This window comes from Emticicia sp. TH156 (genome assembly GCF_002855535.1).
In the GTDB taxonomy this organism is placed as follows: Bacteria; Bacteroidota; Bacteroidia; order Cytophagales; family Spirosomataceae; genus Emticicia; species Emticicia fluvialis.
Window position 1 is genome coordinate 299,295 of the sequence record NZ_PKRS01000005.1, and the last position, 17,148, is coordinate 316,442.

17 protein-coding genes are annotated in these 17,148 nt (G+C 43.3%); 13 read left to right on the forward strand and 4 right to left on the reverse strand.

The window, feature by feature from the left end; genetic code table 11:
* Positions 1-19: 19 nt before the first annotated feature.
* The 4 genes from C0V77_RS11720 to C0V77_RS11735 all read left to right on the forward strand — a co-directional run bounded on the left by C0V77_RS11720 (position 20) and on the right by C0V77_RS11735 (position 2,909).
* Positions 20-595 carry a Crp/Fnr family transcriptional regulator gene (locus C0V77_RS11720; RefSeq protein WP_101726543.1) on the forward strand — a complete coding sequence of 192 codons (576 nt, stop codon included), beginning with the start codon at positions 20-22 and terminating at the stop codon, positions 593-595.
* Positions 596-659: 64 nt separating this feature from the next.
* Entirely contained in the window at positions 660-1,670 is a 1,011-nt protein-coding gene (locus C0V77_RS11725) for an NAD-dependent epimerase/dehydratase family protein (protein WP_101726544.1), read from the forward strand.
* Positions 1,671-1,841: 171 nt separating this feature from the next.
* Positions 1,842-2,420, forward strand: coding sequence for a Crp/Fnr family transcriptional regulator (locus C0V77_RS11730; RefSeq protein ID WP_101726545.1), 579 nt, complete (start codon positions 1,842-1,844; stop codon positions 2,418-2,420).
* Between the two features lie 39 nt (positions 2,421-2,459).
* Positions 2,460-2,909 carry a hypothetical protein gene (locus C0V77_RS11735; RefSeq protein ID WP_101726546.1) on the forward strand — a complete coding sequence of 150 codons (450 nt, stop codon included), beginning with the start codon at positions 2,460-2,462 and terminating at the stop codon, positions 2,907-2,909.
* 257 nt (positions 2,910-3,166) lie between these two features.
* On the opposite strand, the gene C0V77_RS11740 is transcribed toward C0V77_RS11735, so the two are convergent.
* A complete protein-coding gene (locus tag C0V77_RS11740; RefSeq protein WP_101726547.1) occupies positions 3,167-4,237 on the reverse strand; it encodes a hypothetical protein in 1,071 nt (356 codons plus the stop codon).
* Between the two features lie 1,110 nt (positions 4,238-5,347).
* On the opposite strand from C0V77_RS11740, the gene C0V77_RS23170 reads away from it, so the two are divergent.
* From C0V77_RS23170 to C0V77_RS11765, 5 genes are all read left to right on the forward strand, one after another.
* Positions 5,348-5,755: a DUF4375 domain-containing protein gene (locus C0V77_RS23170; protein WP_158237950.1), complete on the forward strand. Its 408-nt coding sequence runs from the start codon at positions 5,348-5,350 to the stop codon at positions 5,753-5,755.
* A 284-nt stretch (positions 5,756-6,039) separates the two neighbouring features.
* The gene (locus C0V77_RS11750; RefSeq protein ID WP_101726549.1) at positions 6,040-6,900 is read left to right on the forward strand and encodes a ThuA domain-containing protein; all 861 of its coding nucleotides are present in this window, start codon (positions 6,040-6,042) and stop codon (positions 6,898-6,900) included.
* A gap of 83 nt (positions 6,901-6,983) precedes the next feature.
* Positions 6,984-8,618, forward strand: a complete 1,635-nt coding sequence (locus tag C0V77_RS11755; RefSeq protein WP_101726550.1) for a sulfatase — start codon at positions 6,984-6,986, stop codon at positions 8,616-8,618.
* A 165-nt stretch (positions 8,619-8,783) separates the two neighbouring features.
* The gene (locus C0V77_RS11760; RefSeq protein ID WP_101726551.1) at positions 8,784-10,169 is read left to right on the forward strand and encodes an AAA family ATPase; all 1,386 of its coding nucleotides are present in this window, start codon (positions 8,784-8,786) and stop codon (positions 10,167-10,169) included.
* 7 nt (positions 10,170-10,176) lie between these two features.
* Positions 10,177-10,845, forward strand: a complete 669-nt coding sequence (locus C0V77_RS11765) for a DUF4276 family protein (RefSeq protein WP_101726552.1) — start codon at positions 10,177-10,179, stop codon at positions 10,843-10,845.
* A 391-nt stretch (positions 10,846-11,236) separates the two neighbouring features.
* Here C0V77_RS11765 and C0V77_RS11770 read toward each other — a convergent pair whose 3' ends face one another.
* Positions 11,237-11,617, reverse strand: coding sequence for a DoxX family protein (locus tag C0V77_RS11770; RefSeq protein WP_101726553.1), 381 nt, complete (start codon positions 11,615-11,617; stop codon positions 11,237-11,239).
* A gap of 32 nt (positions 11,618-11,649) precedes the next feature.
* On the opposite strand from C0V77_RS11770, the gene C0V77_RS11775 reads away from it, so the two are divergent.
* The 4 genes from C0V77_RS11775 to C0V77_RS11790 all read left to right on the forward strand — a co-directional run bounded on the left by C0V77_RS11775 (position 11,650) and on the right by C0V77_RS11790 (position 14,856).
* On the forward strand, positions 11,650-12,072 hold the full coding sequence (locus C0V77_RS11775) for a helix-turn-helix domain-containing protein (protein WP_310587035.1): 423 nt from the start codon (positions 11,650-11,652) through the stop codon (positions 12,070-12,072).
* Between the two features lie 522 nt (positions 12,073-12,594).
* Positions 12,595-13,620 carry an IS110 family transposase gene (locus tag C0V77_RS11780; RefSeq protein ID WP_101726554.1) on the forward strand — a complete coding sequence of 342 codons (1,026 nt, stop codon included), beginning with the start codon at positions 12,595-12,597 and terminating at the stop codon, positions 13,618-13,620.
* Between the two features lie 327 nt (positions 13,621-13,947).
* The gene (locus C0V77_RS11785; RefSeq protein ID WP_101726555.1) at positions 13,948-14,589 is read left to right on the forward strand and encodes a porin family protein; all 642 of its coding nucleotides are present in this window, start codon (positions 13,948-13,950) and stop codon (positions 14,587-14,589) included.
* Positions 14,590-14,676: 87 nt separating this feature from the next.
* Positions 14,677-14,856 (forward strand): hypothetical protein, encoded by a 180-nt coding sequence (locus C0V77_RS11790; protein ID WP_101726556.1) that lies wholly within the window; start codon positions 14,677-14,679, stop codon positions 14,854-14,856.
* 63 nt (positions 14,857-14,919) lie between these two features.
* Here the strand turns inward: C0V77_RS11790 and C0V77_RS11795 are convergent, their stop codons facing one another.
* Both C0V77_RS11795 and C0V77_RS11800 read right to left on the reverse strand, forming a co-directional pair.
* Positions 14,920-15,723 (reverse strand): CPBP family intramembrane glutamic endopeptidase, encoded by an 804-nt coding sequence (locus C0V77_RS11795; RefSeq protein WP_101726557.1) that lies wholly within the window; start codon positions 15,721-15,723, stop codon positions 14,920-14,922.
* On the reverse strand, positions 15,720-16,850 hold the full coding sequence (locus C0V77_RS11800) for a Fic family protein (RefSeq protein ID WP_101726558.1): 1,131 nt from the start codon (positions 16,848-16,850) through the stop codon (positions 15,720-15,722). The genes C0V77_RS11795 and C0V77_RS11800 overlap by 4 nt, the downstream gene beginning before the upstream one ends.
* Between the last annotated feature and the right edge of the window lie 298 nt (positions 16,851-17,148).

Genomic DNA, 17,148 nt, shown 5'->3' on the forward strand with positions numbered 1-17,148 from the left:
TAATGTTTATTTTTGTGCCATGCACAAGCAACTGATTGACATAATTATGGCACAGGTGGGGCTTACAGACACCGACAGGCAATTGTGCCTGCAATACTTTGAGCCCGTGCCGTATGCCAGAAATACCGTTCTGGAAGAGCAGGGCAAAATACCGGGGCATCTGTATTTTGTGGTGTCGGGCTTTGTGCGTTTGTATCATTATAATGATAAGGGCGACGACGTAACTACGCACATCAACTGTCCGCCCGGATTTATTACTTCTTATGCCCATTTTATTAATCAGACCATTGCCAGCGATACCCTGGAATGCATAACAGCCTGCGAGCTGCTGCGCATAACCAAAAAAGGGCTGGACCACCTCATTGACCAGAGCCGTGCTTTCCGGGATTTCAGCATTCAGGTGTTTCAGCAGTCGCTGGCCTATAACGAAAACCGCGCCAGAGACCTGGCCACCCTTAGCGCCGAGCAGCGGTATCTGAAGCTGATGGCCGGGCAGCCGGAGGTTATCCGCCATGTGCCGGTGCAGTACATTGCCTCTTTTCTGGGTATGAACCCCAAAAGCCTCAGCCGTATCCGGAAGCAGATCATTAGGTAACATTTGTGAAGTGGTTTTACCCGGGCCGGGCATAATTTTGCCCCATCATTTAAAATCAATATTCATGAAAAATAAAAATCTGGTGCTGGTGTCTGGGGCTAACGGGCATCTGGGCAATAATCTGGTAAGGTTACTATTAAAAGAAGGATATGCGGTGCGGGCTACGGTGCGCAACATAAACAACCGCGAGAGCTTTAAGGGGCTGGACTGCGAGGTAGTGCAGGCCGATATTACCGACAAGGCATCATTCATAGCCGCCTTGCAGGGGGTAGATACCTTCTATGCCGTGGGTGCCGCCTTTAAACTATGGGCCAAAGACCCTAAAAAAGAAATTTATGACGTAAACATGGCGGGTACCCGCAACACCATTGAGGCCGCCGCCGTGGCCGGGGTAAAAAAGATAGTATATGTGAGCTCGATAGCCGCGCTGGATTACAGCCGGCTGCCTACCCGGGAGAGCAACGGCTACAACCCGGACCGGCGCGATATGTATTATAACTCAAAGAATGATGGTGAAAAACTGGCTTTTGAACTGGCCAAAAACCTGGGTGTGCCGCTGGTGGCCGTTATGCCCGGCGCCATGATTGGCAGCGAGGCTTTTCTGCCCCTGAATGTGTCTTACGGCATACTGAGGCTGATACTGAATCGGCAGATACCGGTAGACACAGGCATTACCCTGAACTGGGTAGATGTAAAAGATGTAGCCGAAGGCTGCCTGCTGGCTGCGCTACATGGCAAACCCGGCGAACGATACATACTGGCCAACGAAAAAAGCATGACCATTACCGATACCACCCGGCTGGCGCAAAGGCTGTATCCGGAACTGAAAATCAAGATTCCGGGGGCGGTTCCGAAAATAGGGTTGTTTGCCATTGCCGGACTGATGGAGCTGTCGGCCAGACTGAGTGGTAAACCGCCTGTACTGACACGGAAAGACATTGCGATGTTTTCTGGTCTGCAACAGGATTTTGATATATCGAAGTCGAGAAACGAACTGGGCTTTAATCCCAAAAGTCCTGAGCAGGCCGTAACCGAAGCGCTGGCGTATCTGATGTCACACCGCAATTTGCTGTAAGCAACCTGTATCTTTACTGTTGGGCGCTGCTGCTGAGCCGGAGGCGCCCTCAGGCGGGTTTCTGAAACAAATAAAGCTTGCCGATGGTGATTTACACTGCCGTTCAGAGAACGGCTGACACAGCAACTGACTGGATAATCTGGCGGGCATAGTATTTTAACTGTTTATAACATGGAAGGTATCTATAACTATTTTAAGGCGCTGGTGGGTATTACGGATGACGACTGGCAGGTGTTTGCCTCTAAACTGGTGAAGAAACACTATAAAAAGAAGTCGGTTATTTTACAGAGTGGTAAAACAGAACAGTATTTATCTTTTATTGAAAAGGGAATTGTGCGTTTTAATATCCCCCGGCCCGACTACGACTTTACCTTTGCTTTTGCCTTTGAGGGTACCTTTGTGAGCGCCTATGATTCTTTTCTGTCGCGCCAGCCTGCCACCTATAATATGGAGGCCGTGGCCGACTGCACCCTGTGGGTAATCAGCCATGAACACCTGCAGGAGGTGTACCGCTGCACCGATATTGGCGAAAGGATAGGCCGCCTGATTGCAGAGGGTATCTATCTGAAAAAAATGAAAAGAGAGTTGTCGCTGCTGGAAGATACCGCCACGAAGCGGTATCTGGATATGGTGGCCGAACAACCGCAGCTCATTCAGGCTATTCCGCTTAAGTATCTGGCTTCTTACATTGGCATCAGGCCGCAGTCATTGAGCCGCATCAGGCGCGATTTATTAACAAATGTTCATTGATACGCCACCTGAAAGCCGCTAATTTTGCCAAAAAAAAACATGAAGCCACTATTTGTTTTACTAGGCACGTTTGCCGTTTCTTTGCTTGTTACACGTCTCGGCAGGTCTACTTTTGATGTAACGCTGGCGGGTAGAATAGCCCTTGCCGTCATGCTTGTTTTTACTGCCACAGGGCATTTTATTTTTACCCGGGGCATGACAGCCATGCTGCCTGCCTTTGTGCCTTTCAGGGCTTTTATGGTTTATTTAACAGGTGTTTTAGAGATACTGGCAGCCGTTGGCCTGTTTGTGCCGGGGCTGTGGGTATTAACGGGGTATCTGCTCGTTCTGTTTTTTATACTTATTCTGCCTGCTAATATTTATGCCGCTGCTAACCACCTGAATTACGAAACCGGAGCCACCAACGGCAAAGGGCTGGCTTATTTGTGGTTCAGGGTGCCGTTTCAGCTATTGCTTATGGGCTGGGCCTGGTATTTTGCAATTCGGTGAGGAGGTGGATTGTCGTGGGAGCCGCTTTTTTTACAGTTGTAACCTGGTTAGTTGATGGAGCTGCAAAAATGTGGTTGGTATTTAGGTGAATGCAATTAAACGAAAGAACGGACAGGCTGCCGGTTGATGGCCTGTCCGTTTTTTGTAATGTATTTATAGTAACCGCAATTGAATATTGGGGTTTGTGTTAAAAACTATTCAGTACAGAACCTTAATCAGGCAGTATAATAGAAACGTTTATTCAGAATGTCTGTCAATCAACCCTGGCCCTGGTCGTGGCAGGTCTGGAAACTTTTGGTTAGCGTAGCTTGTAACGTTGCCAGGGCTGCATTATAGTTATTTTCTATGGTTGCAAAGTTGGTATCTCTTGCCGTTTCGGCAGCCTTTAATTTTTCTGCTTTTTCGGTATCACAGGCAGTATTTGACACAACCGATAGCGTATTTATAGTGTTTATCTGGGTAGTAAAGTTTACTATAAATAATGTTTTAATCAATTGCGTTACCGGGTTCGCCAGGGTGTTGGCAGGGCTTTTTATGCGCGATGATGGATTTCTAATTGAGTTGATGAAAACCAATCGGCTATTAAACACGTTTAAAGACGTGGCAAGGGTACTATTAAGAACAGTCTGTATTGAGGACAAACATTCGGTATTACTTATTGAAGCTACGTTCTGATTGTAACTGTTGGTTACATTGGCACGCTGTTGAAGTCTGGCGTTGTCTAAATTGGTTTTAGCACGGTTAAAAGCTGCCTGAGCCGAGTCTGTGCATGGGCTGTTGATGGCTGCAATGGCGTAATCAGGAATGGTAAACAGCGGCTGATTATTTTTAAATGGTAGCTCTTTCACTATTCCGGTTACTGGTTTTCCGTTTACGGTGGGTAGGGTTAATGAAGGCAAATAGGCTGCAAATGCCGGATTAGCCGCAATAGCATCTATAGAAGCCTTTAAACTGGCAGGTATTGGCTCGCCTTTGGCCAGTTTATTGATAACGTCGTCAGTAAAGGCGGCGTTAATTTCAGCAGCTTTATCAGCCGAAACAATTTTCTCCATGTCGGTTGCTGCGGCTGTAAGAGCCGGAGTAACGGTGCCGGTAGTGAGTTCGGCAGATAATGAGGTTACAGCCTTTGGTTCTTCTACCTTACCTGGTACCAAAACTACCTCGGCGGGCTTAACGATGGTTATTTCGGGTAGTTTAACGTTTTTGTATTCTTCTTCAAATTTCGGTATTTCGGGTTCCGATTCTTTAGGTTTGCAGTTGTATAAACCTGTTGCCAGCAGCAAACAGGCACTCAGGCTTACAAATTTCAGGGCGTTTGTAGTTTTCATTTTTATCAGTTTGGTAAATTTAGAAAATATGTAAAAAAGCTATAATTCAATAAGGCTCAGCCCATTTTTTATGTTTTAATAAGTCCAGAGGTACATCAATTAAACGGTCCCGGGGTTTTTCATCTCAGGTTTTCGTTTTAAAATGGGGGGTGAGTATTATTAAAAAGTATTTGTCATGTTTTGCTGCAGGCAGTTGTGTTGTTCGGACAAAGCATCATTTGCACTAGGGCACTAGGGCAGTAGAAGCAGCCAATTAATTGAATCCCGACAGGTAGAAACCTGTCTGAGATTTCGGGTACAAATTTAAAGTTTATAATTTTTATTATCAAGCGGTAGCAAATATTACTTATTGAATGGTAAACCCCAGGTAACGAATGCTTAATAAGGTATAGAGATATGAACCACCCGATTGCGGTACGATTGGCTTTGCCGGGCATGAAAATGCTTACAGTGAATAACCAACGCACCGGCTGAATATTGGCACTTAGCCTCTGCTCATTGTGTTTCTTATTCGCGGCGTTGGCGGGGCTTGCATGGTTGAGGGAGTGGGAGTACTGAGAATTGGGGAAATCAGTATATCATTTGTACATTTGTTGTTCATTAGAGTTTAATAGTAACTCATAGTGTATTTAAGAAGAATAGACCTCAAATTAGCACTAATCAAAGATGGTTGAATTTAATCAGTTAACCTTCTATTCAAACGGAATCCCATAGGGATTGTATATCAGTAGACGTAGTTTTGGCTTATAGCTGTGTATCCCGTCAGGGATAATATATTCATTGTTGAGTACTTAATATATCGTCCCGATGGGACTTTATACGTGTATCAGCCATATTTTCTATCGATATATCATCCCTACGGGATACCCAATCTTTCAAAAAACGCAGAATCAATCTAAAAGCAATCCAAAGCAAGTGCAGATTCATTTCTGCATCAAAAAACTTGAAGATGTTGAACTGAATGTTTCAATCAAACCCTTTAGAATATTTATTGGCAGCTTATATTCTCCGATTCAAAATGCACTACGGGTTAATTTTAGTATTTTTACTGCGTTTTTTTTAAGCTGCTGTGCTTCGTACTTTGATGGCATAATAAAACGGAACGTAATCATGAAAACAAGAGAAGAACTACAAAGTACATGGGAGAATTTAGTGGATAAAGGTTTTAAGAATTATGAATCGTTATCAAGGGAAGAGCGAATTTGGTTCAATTTGGAACCGATTACTGTAGATGGTATTTTCGACCAATACACAAACTATGGTGCCGAACATATTGAAGACATAATCGAAGATTTGATTTATCTTGGATTCAATGATATTGCTGGATTAGTACAGCGAATGAATATGCTTTTCCCAGGCGGAAAACCTTCACGAGATATTAATGAACGAAATAAGGTGATTCAGGAGTGGACAACAGATCAGTCGAAAATGATGGAGTCTATTAATGATGAGTTTTGGTTGAATTATAGCGATTTAGAAGACGCCCTATTAAATTTTATCAACAAATCAGGTTTGTAATACTCAGATAATTTATAATTACATCAGGCTTACAAAATTATTACTCACCAAATTATAATGCTTTTTAGGACGAGTTACAGTAAACTTGTAGGGGTTCAAAATTTTGAACCCCTACAAGCAAATAATAAATTTACCCCACAGCCCCTACCGATTGCAATACCTCTGCTTACCATCCCATGCCTCCTACCCATTCCTACCCTTTTCCTTAATTCAATGTCTTTATTTTAGACTTTTTCAAAATTTGCCACAAAGTGTTATCTTCACACAATCATTCAACCCTTCACATGAAAAAGATTTTTAAAATCGTTCTATGGTCGGTGCTGGGTATTGTGGTGGTGCTTGGCGGATTGCTGGGCGTTTTTATCTACAAGGTAAAATATGGCTTTCCGGTTTCGTATGAGACCGAAGCCCCTGCCATCAACTTCCCGACCGGCAAACCTGCCATTCTTTTGTTCTCTAAAACGACCGGCTTCCGTCACGGCGAATCCATCGAGGCATCAAAACCCGTTATGGCAGGTCTGGCGGCTAAAAACAACTGGTTTTTGTATGTAACTGAAGAGGGCGGCGTGTTTAATGAAGCACAGCTGACCAAATTTAGTGCGGTCATTTTCAATAACTCAACCGGTGAGGTTATCAACGACGACCAGAAACGCGCCCTTGAAAAATACGTTGAAAACGGCGGCACGCTGATTGGGATTCATGGCGCGGGCGACGACTCGCATCGCTGGGACTGGTACGAGCAGAACCTGCTGGGTTTTAAATTTTCGCACCATCCTATCAATCCGCAGTTTCAGGAAACTGCCGTGCTGCTTGATGCGCAGGCTGATAGCCTGCTGACGGCGGGTATCCCCCCAAGCTGGCCCCACTCTGACGAATGGTATGTGTTCTTTGGTAATCCTCGCAGCAAAGGTTTTCAGGTTGAGCTGAGCATCAATGGCCAAAGCATTAACCCCAGCGGCAATATTCTGTTTGTAACCGATAAAAACTTTGGCATGGGCAAAGACCACCCCGTCGCCTGGAGCAAACAAACCGGCCAGGGTAAAACCTTTTATACCTCTATGGGCCACAGCGATGCCTCCTGGAAAAACGAGCACTTCCTGAAACTCATCGAAAACGCCATTCGTTGGGCGCAGGTTAAGAAATAAAATAAAAACAACCCCGACTTTGAAGATAACTTCCCTCCCTTCAGTTGTGGAGGCCCAGGGTGGGGTTCAATCATTAAACACCCATGAAAAAACTTCTTTTCCCTATCTTATTGTTTACCGTCGGGGCAGCCCTGCTGGTAGCTTTCAAAACGCACCCGCCCAAGAAAAACAAGCGGCCCAATATTGTTTTTATTATGTCTGACGACCACGCCTATCAGGCCATTTCGGCTTATGATACGCGCCTCACCAGCACACCCAACATAGACCGCATTGCCAGAGAAGGTATGCTTTTCAGCAATGCCTGTGTAACTAATTCTATCTGTGCGCCGTCGCGGGCGGTTATTCTTACGGGTAAGCACAGCCACATCAACGGCAAAATAGACAACTATTTTCCGTTTGATACCACCAATGTAACCTTCCCGCAGATTCTGCAGGCCAATGGGTATCAGACAGCCATGTTTGGCAAGCTGCACTTTGGCAATAACCCGAAAGGCTTTGATGAATTTAAGATTCTGCCAGACCAGGGGCATTATTATAACCCCGATTTTATTACCAAAAAAGAGGGCAAAACACAGGTGAAAGGCTATGTGACCGACATTATTACCGACATGACCCTGAACTGGCTGAAAAACGAGCGCGACGATGACAAGCCGTTTTTTCTGGCGTATCTGCACAAAGCCCCCCACCGCGAGTGGCTGCCTGCCGAGCGGCATTACCGCCAGTTTACGAAGAAGACTTTCCCGGAGCCTGCCACGCTTTTTGATAATTATGAGGGACGCGGCCGCGCTGCCAAAGAGCAGGAAATGACCCTGATGCACCACATGACCTGGGGCGGAGACTCGAAGATAAAGCCCGAAAACATGGATAAACTGGGGCTAAAAGAAAACCACTGGACCGACAAGGCGCTTTATAAGTCGAATCTGGCAAGGATGGATGCCGCTCAGCTGAAATCATGGAACGAGACTTATGACAAAATCAATGATGATTTTGTAAGCCGTTACCCAACCATGACCGAAAAAGACCAACTAAAATGGCGCTACCAACGCTATATGCAAGACTACCTCGGTAGCATTGCCTCGGTAGACGAAGGCGTAGGTAAGGTGCTGGATTTTCTGAAAGCCAACGGCCTGGACGAAAACACCATTGTAGTTTATACGTCAGACCAGGGCTTTTATCTGGGCGAACATGGTTGGTTCGACAAACGCTTTGTTTATGACGAATCGTTCAAGACTCCGTTGCTCATCAAATGGCCTGCCGTTATTAAAGCAGGCAGTAAAAACGCGCAAATGGTGCAGAATCTCGACTTCGCTCAGACATTTCTGGAGGCGGCAGGCATTAAACCTCCGGCCGATATGCAGGGCGAAAGCATGCTGCCCATCTTCAAAGGGCAGGGCAGGAAATTCCGCGATGCAGCCTATTATCATTACTACGAGTACCCGAGCATCCACATGGTAAAACGCCACTACGCCATTGTAACCGAAGCATTTAAACTGGTGCATTTTTACCATGACATTGACGAATGGGAGCTGTACGACCGCCGAAAAGACAAAAACGAACTAAGGAATGTGTACAATGACCCGGCTTACGCGGAAATCAGGGCACAGCTTCATAAAAAACTGGCTGCCCTGCGCATAAAATACAAAGACTCTGAACAGTTGGATAAAATGTATATTGAAAAATATAAAGAACTGGAGGCCAGGAAGGTGATATTTAGGTAAGGTTGTATCAGTTTTGATAAATGTTCCTTTCATCAAATTGAATAATTATTAGTTGGTAAACCTTCATTTTGATTTATATTAAATACATTTGTTTAGTTTTAATTTTTAAAACTACGTTTTTTGTTGAAAATATTAAAGATAGCAAAACTCACTTAATCCAAGCGAATGCTTACATACATTAAAATTGATGGGTTCAAATCATTCAATAACTTTGAAATGGAGTTTACTCCTTTCACAGTTATTGCTGGAGCTAACGCATCAGGTAAAAGTAACTTATTTGATGCTTTAAAATTATTAAGTCGATTGGCCGAAGCCGATAATCTAAAAAAGGCTTTTAAAGAGCAGCGGGGAGAATTTTCAGAACTATTCACTCAATACTCAGAAAATGATTATGCAGATACCATGTCTTTTACGGTTGAAATGCTAGTCAGCAATAAAATAAAAGATGCATGGGGAAATGTAGGAAATATAAAATATACCCGATTGAGGTATGAACTTAAAATAAAACGTTATACTAATTCATCAGGTATTGAGGATTTGGTAGTTGCTGAAGAAAAATTAGAAAACTTAAAACATCAACAAGACAAATGGATTAAGTTGATTCCGAGACCATTTCTTGAAAACTGGCGGCCAAAGGTTGAAACTGGCAAAAGGGCTCTTCCTTATATTCAAACAATAACTGAAAATGGAATTTCAACGGTACAAGTTCATCAAGACGGAACAGCTGGCAATAAAAGAAGATTTCCTTTGAATAATGCATCAAGAACGGTTTTAAGTAGTTTTGATGCTGTTGATTTTCCACATGTATTAGCAGTTAAAGAAGAAATGCGGAACTGGAAATTTTTAGAATTAAATCCGGAAGATTTACGACAGCCTACTTCTAAAAATAGCGGAGAAGATATTTTAACCCAAAGTGGTAAAAATCTTGCTGCGGTTTTGTACAGAATAAAACAAGATGATGAATATTCAATAATGGAAATTTCAAGAAAACTACAAACTTTTTTACCTAGTTTTATTGAAGTTGATGTAGTTGACGATACCGAAAATAAGCAATATGTTATCAATATCAAAGATAAGGATAAAAAGAATTACACATCAAGAGTACTATCAGAAGGCACGCTAAGGATATTAGCTTTATGTATTCTAGAGTATGATAATAAACACACCAGTTTGCTTTGTTTTGAAGAACCTGAAAATGGCGTACATCCACTTAGAATTGGTTCTATGGCAAAACTTTTAAAAGACTTGAGTTTAGATTTTTCAGATAAAGATGCCCCCTTGCGCCAGGTTATCGTAAACACACATTCACCGGTTTTAGTGGACCAGATTTACAAATGGCAAGATGACAAAAATGTCAGTATATGGTATGCAGAGATGGTAAATAGAGTTGATGAAATAAACCATAAACGAATAGCCCTAAGCGTTACAAGTATACTGCCTGTGAAAAAAGAAAATTCGATACCGTTTCAACTTAATCTTTCTGAGCAGGATAAAAAATTGACATTATCGAATGTTACAAAATATTTAGAAACTGCACCAAATACGTATTAGTCAATTTATGCCTCAAGTTTTCACTGGTTTATTTACTGAAGGATCTACCGACATCTCTTTTTTGGAAGGCATTGTTCAAAAAGCTTTGCAAAGCATAGCATTTGAATGTTCTGGTCAAATTGATATTTATGTTTCTTCTATTAGTATAAATAGAAGTGAACTAAGTTTTGTTGAACAGGTCATTGAAGCCTCAAAAAAAGGAGTAGCCGATTTTGGTATCCAAATTATTTGTGTTCACACTGACGCTGATGCCCAGACCTCATCAAATGCTTACCAAAATAAAATAAATGTTGCACAAGAATCACTTAGTACATTAAATCCTGATGACTATTGCCTAGTAATGGCGGCTATTGTTCCAATTCAGGAAACCGAAGCCTGGATGCTAGCTGATAAAGAACTTTTAAAACGTGTAATAGGAACAACTAAATCAGATGAAGAACTTGAAATAAATAGGAATCCAGAACAAATAGCAAGACCAAAAGAAGTGATTGAAAATGCAATTAGAATTGCCAGAGTGGATTTAACTAGAAGACGTAGAGGGGAGCTTACTATCTCTGACCTCTACTCGCCTTTAGGACAAAGTATAGATATTGAGAAACTCAGGCAACTTGAATCTTTTAGAGATTTTGAAAATAATGTAAGGCAAGCTTTTCGAAGTTTGAATTTGCTTCATTAATTTTCGTTTTCTGTAAAATTTAATCTTTATTGACTATTTATTCAATTTATCAAGGTAAATACTAATTGCTCAAAAACAAATAAGTATCTGATACTCAATTAAGTCTAAGTGCAAATAATCCAAGCCATTTACGAAGTATAATTCTGGTAATCTACAGCTTTAACATACAGAAAGATACCAGTCACATTCAATATATAGCTGGTAAAACTCAACCTTAAAATACAAATAAGCCAATCCTTTATCAATGCGCGCTCCTGTTTCTTAATTTAGGTAATTAATGGCCACCTAAACCCGGGCAGGCTGTCAGCAGGCAGTTTGCCCGGGTTTTTTGTCAAAATACCACTTCATCATTAAAGCAGCTACCACAATGCCCCGCATGGCTAAAGGTTGTTTATCGCCTTGCCCACGCTACCAAAGCAGCCAATGCGGCAAAGAAAATGTTGAAGCCTATCTGCGATGACTCACCACGGCTGATGTGAAACGCACTGGCCGCCAGCATTAGCAGGATGGTGCCATAAGCGGCATAAAGGGTCAGTATGGGTTTAATGCGGAGCGCCGTTGGCAGAATAATGCCGAGGCCGCCCATTAAATCTACCAAGCCTGCCACCCTGGTTAGCGTGGGGTTGTCGCCTGTCCATGGCCACATTTGGGCCAGTTGGTCAATGGGTTGGAAAAGCTTCAAATATGCTGCCCAAAGAAAGCCCGCCGACAGGAGTATCTGGCACAGCCAGGCGGCCAAGTTGCGTATTTTTGATGTGTTTTGGTTGTTCATGCAATCATTATTTTCGTTTATGGTGCAAGTTTATGTACTTTTACTATCTGATTGATAGTACTATCCTGTTAGATAGCGCTATCCGGTTGGATAGTAACGTAAAATATAAACCGATGCTAAACGGAGAACACTGCCCCATTAATATGCTTTCTATTAAAGATGCCCTGGAAGCGCTGGAAGGTAAATGGAAATTACTGATTCTGTTTTCGTTGTACGATGGCCCGAAACGCTTTAAGCAAATAGCCAAAGAGGTGAGCGGTATTACAGATAAAACGTTATCAAAAGAGCTAAAAAGTTTGGAGACCAACGCTTTGATCAAGCGCGAGGTGTTTGACACCTTCCCACCGACGGTGCAGTATTCTATAACCGAACATGGCCTGTCGCTTAACAATCTGGTTGAACAATTGCACCTTTGGGGAATGCTGCATAGGAAGAAGATGATGGGAGGGGAGTGAATGAATTAGTGAATGAGTGAATGAGTGATTGAGTGAATGAGCGGGCGGCGTTCCGCTGAATTAGTGCGTAACGTTTTCCTGTTCCACCAGCATCTCCCGATAGCCTGAGCCTTTAGCCATGCGAGGGGGAGCTGGTGCTGAGGGTTTTTATAATAAAGATTTGTATTAATGGTTTATATGTTAGAAACCCCTTTCTTTGCTTTAGGCTTGTGCGAACGGGGACGCCCAGTCGGGAGACTCCTTTAGATTTGCGATGTATTAAAAGACAAAGAATGATTGAAGAAAAAGAGTAATTAGGATAGATTTACGACGGTAAATTTCCTAAGTTGGGGAGCAGATGAAACCTATGGGAGACTCCAGAAACGAAACCACTGGCAGATTAAGCCATCTACTTCCCTTACTCAAATCTTAAGCCATTTAGCTATTGCAGAAACAGGCAGCCACCTGTCAATCTATTAAAGGACTTTGCTGATTTGAGTTTACTTAGGCGATTATTTTGTCCAACGTAAAACTATCAAAATCATGGAAGAAGCTCAAATTTCTTATCTATTTTTTGTGGGTATTGATTTATCAAAATCTTATTTTGATGCAAGTATAGTAAATGATTCAGGCAAGAAACTGGCCTACAAGCGTTTTAAGAATCAGAAAGAGGCATACTTTATGTTCCTGAAATGGGTGGTTAAAACCACGAAAGGTCAGCGGGATATTTTATTCTGCATGGAGCATACAGGTATCTATGGACGCTTACTGCAACATTTCTTGCAAGACCATCAGTTGTCACTTTGGATAGAGTCAGGCTTACAGATTAAGCGTTCACAAGGGATTCAAAGAGGCAAGAATGATAAAGTGGATTCTTTTCGGATTGCTGTCTATGCTCAGGAGAAAGGTAATAAAGCTGAAATTACCCCTGATTATGATAGTAATCTGGAACAAATGCATGATTTATTAACGACTCGCAATCGGATACTAAGTGCATACAACGCTTTGAGAACAGCTCAGGAGGAACTAAAACCATTTACAAAAGTATCGTATCAGATAGTTAAAAAAGTTCAAAGACAGGCTCTTAATGGTTTAAAAGCTTCTTTAAAAGAGGTAGAGAAAGCGATGGATGAGTTGATTAATCAGAATCCAGCATGGCATAAAAATCTGAATTTAGCTACTTCTGTCAAAGGTATTGGTAAAATCACAGCGCTTTGGATATTAATTTACACCAGAAACTTTGATAAGCAATTCAATGCCAGAAAACTGGCAGCTTTTGTGGGTGTGGCTCCCTATCAGCACTCCTCCGGAAGTTCTGTTGACAGAGGTACACATATTTCTAATTTAGCTCATATAAGTTTAAAGTCATTATTACATATGGCTGCCATGTCAGCAATACGTTACAACCCAATGATTAAAAAATATTATAAACGTAAAAAAGCCGAAGGTAAAAAAGGATTATTAGTAATGAATAACATCAAAAATAAACTCATTCATACAATGATGGCAGTTATTCGTTCAAATAATCCTTTTGACCCTCATTTTCAGCATCAATTGATAGCAGCTTAAAAAAAACACTTTTTTTATTGCTTTTATCTTAGCTATCTGGCAGGCCATTAAGAGTTAATACTTTAAACGCCAAAGACCCTGCTTTGCCTTTGGCTTTTGCGCACAGCGGCGCCCGGTGTAGAGACGCTGGAGGGATATTAGAATCCTCCTCAACCCTTCCACGCTAACAACTCCCCCTCTCTCCACAATTTTGTAGAAATAATTCCCCAATATTGCTTTGTCTGGTGCGTTATAAATCAGGCACGGAAATTTTATGGTTTCTTCTAATTGAAGTTAATTAATAAATCACGCAGTACAACTTTTCAACAATTATCTAAAATTACAGTCATGAAGAAATTAGTAGCAATTGCAGCAGTAGTGAGCCTTTTTACCATTAAAAGTTTTGGCCAGAGTGGCAGTACCGATGCTCGTGAGAACCTGGTTTTCGGTTTAAAAGCAGGTACCAACTTCTCGAACATCTACGATTCAAACAATGATGATTACACGGCCGACGGCAAGTTTGGTTTTGCAGGTGGGGCTTTTCTGGCTATTCCGTTGGGTAAGTATCTGGGTCTGCAACCCGAAGTGTTGTATTCGCAGCGGGGGTTCCGTCAGAGTGGCACTTTCTTTGGCAGTAATTATGAGCTGACACGCACTACGCATTCGGTTGATATTCCGCTATTGGTGTCTATCAAGCCCAGCAGTTTAATTACCATTCAGGTGGGGCCGCAGTATTCGTACCTGATGCGCCAGAACGATGTTTTCAAGAATTTTCTGGGTACATCGGCACAGGAGCAGGAGTTTACGAACGACAACATCCGCAAAAACACCCTGAGCGCCGTAGGTGGTATTGATTTCAACTTCGATAAATTTGTGATTGGCACCCGTGCGGGCTGGGATGTGCAGAATAACAACGGCGACGGCACGTCTACTAATCCGCGCTATAAAAATGCCTGGGTGCAGGCTACCATTGGTTTCAGATTCTGGTAAATAAAATGTTGGGGTGCGGTTGCATCCTGATAGCCGGAAGTTACGTCTTAACAGGGATTATTAGTACAAACAGCAAACACCAGAGTTATGTATTACGAATTTGAAATACTTTTGATTGTAGCCATGCTGATAGTCGGTTTTTTTGATGGCTCAGACCTGGCGGCGATTCGCAAATGGCTCACAGGGAAAGAGGTTAGCCTTAAAAAAAACAACCTGATTGAGGTAAAAGCTGAAGACAACAGCGATTGGAAGGCAGACCGGCCATAGCCATAAAATAATAGTAAAAACAGACGCCCGTTTTCGGTTTGGAAACGGGCGTCTGTTTTTTTGTTAGTCCCGCAGCCGTTCGGTGCGCGAAAGGTGGGCGGGTTTAAAAATAACGATAGTAGCTACACCCCAGACGGTAATGAGCATACCCATATAATTGATGATGTTTTTATCGGCAAAGTCGGCCAGAAAAGCGATGTCGACCGTTGCATGAAAAATAGCACAGGCCAGCAGGCTGCCCTTTGAACTGTTGTATAACCAGCTTAGCAGGATACTGCCCGTAAGGAGGCTGAACACCCAGCCGAAGATACCGGCGGCATCCATGCCGGTATAACCCGGCCTGTAAAAAAACAGCGGCAGGTGCCAGGCTGCCCACAGAACGGTGAGTATCAGGCTTGCCGAAAGGGCATTGAAGCGGCTCTGCAGGCGCGGCAGGGCAAAGCCTCGCCAGCCTACCTCTTCGCCAAAGCCAAAAAACAGCAGGTTGTAGAAGAAGAAACCGGCAAAACCCAATTCGGGGTACTCTTTGGCTACAAACAATCCGGCAAGTTGAAGCGGGGTGCCCGCTGCCCAATAATTAATAACTGCCGCTGCCACCGCCAGCACAAAAGGGCTGAACAGCGCAATAAGCATATACACCACAGGTTTGGTTTGAAGCATCTGTGCCACCAGCAGTTTTATGCCGTTGCGCTTGCCGAAAATGGCAGTGGTAATGAAAGAGGCTGCCAAAGGCCCCAGGCCACCCAAGGCATGATGATAGGGCAGAACGGGCAAGCCGGTAATGCCCCATACGTGGCTGTAAAGCGGAAACCATATCAACCAGCTGATAAGGTAAGCCAAAGTAAAATAAGCAAGAAGGAGTTTCATGGGGGGGATTGATTTGAATGAGTGTTTTCTAAAGATGCTAACTGGTAGCTGGTGCTTCTTCCGCCTCCTTCTTCTTTTTGCAAAATTTGTTGCTGCTCCAGATTCTGGATATCCCGAAGGGCGGTGTCTGATGAAACTTTTGTGATTTTAGCCCATTTTGAAGTGTTGAGTTTGCCCTCAAAGCCGTCGAGCAATTTATTGAGCATCATTTTCTGGCGGTCGTTCAGGGTTTTTTCTGCAAAAAATGCCCAATAGCGTGCTTTATTCAATACACTGCTCAGTACTTCATCTGCACCTGATAAGGCTTTGTCGAGACAGGTTAAAAACCAGACCAGCCATTCAGTAATGTCAAGATTACCCTTTTGCGTTTTTTCCAGCATGATGTAATAAGCTTTGCGTTCTTTCTGTATCTGCGCCGACATACTGTAAAAACGTTGTTCGTTCTTGTCGGCTCTGGCCAGTTGCAGGTCGGTTATGGCACGGGCAATGCGTCCGTTGCCATCATCAAAAGGGTGAATGGTAACAAACCACAAGTGGGCAATGGCCGCTTTAAGAACCGGGTCTTGCGAAGGTGCCTCATTGAACCAGTCTAAAAACGTACGCATTTCTGTGGGTACTCTTTCTGCCGATGGAGCCTCAAAGTGAACGGTTTCACGGCCCATCGCTCCTGAAACAACCTGCATGGGGCCTGCCTGTGGATTGCGCCAGTTGCCAACAGTTATTTTATACATGCCGCTGTAACCGGTAGGAAACATGGCCGCATGCCAACCAAAAAGGCGCGCTGCGGTGAGTGGCTGGGTGTAGTGACGGGTGGCGTCAAACAGCATCTCCACTACTCCGTCCACATGGCGGTCGGATGGGATAGTGGAACCTATATCCATGCCCAGTTTACGGGCAATTGATGACCGGACCTGCTCGTGGTTCAGTACTTCACCTTCTATTTCACTGGTTTTCAGTACATCTTGTGTAAGGGTTAGTAACTGGGCTTCTTCCTGAAGCCTAAAACCCAAAGCGCCCATCCGGCCGGAAAGCCTGCCCTGTTTATGGCTCACGGCAGCCAGGAGCGGCGTTATCTTTTCGATGTTCCACCCAAATGCAGGCCATTTATAATGCTGATAGATATACATATATTAGCCTTTATTTATGCGGTTATGCGGTGAATATAAGTCTTATTTACCGTATATGCAAATTATTCGCCGCATTTTATGCGGTGAATAGGGGGTGCATTCGCCGCAAACCATCTCCGGGTACGTAAATACTGTATGCGGTGCCTGGCCTTGAAACCGATTAACACGCCAGCATCCACCGTCTTTTGGGCTGTGCGTGGGGGGCTTTGGCAGGGGGTGTAAGGGGGGAATGCGTTGAGGCGTCAGCAATGCTGGGTGCCGGTAAAACAGCGAAAAGACGATAAATTAATTGAAAACC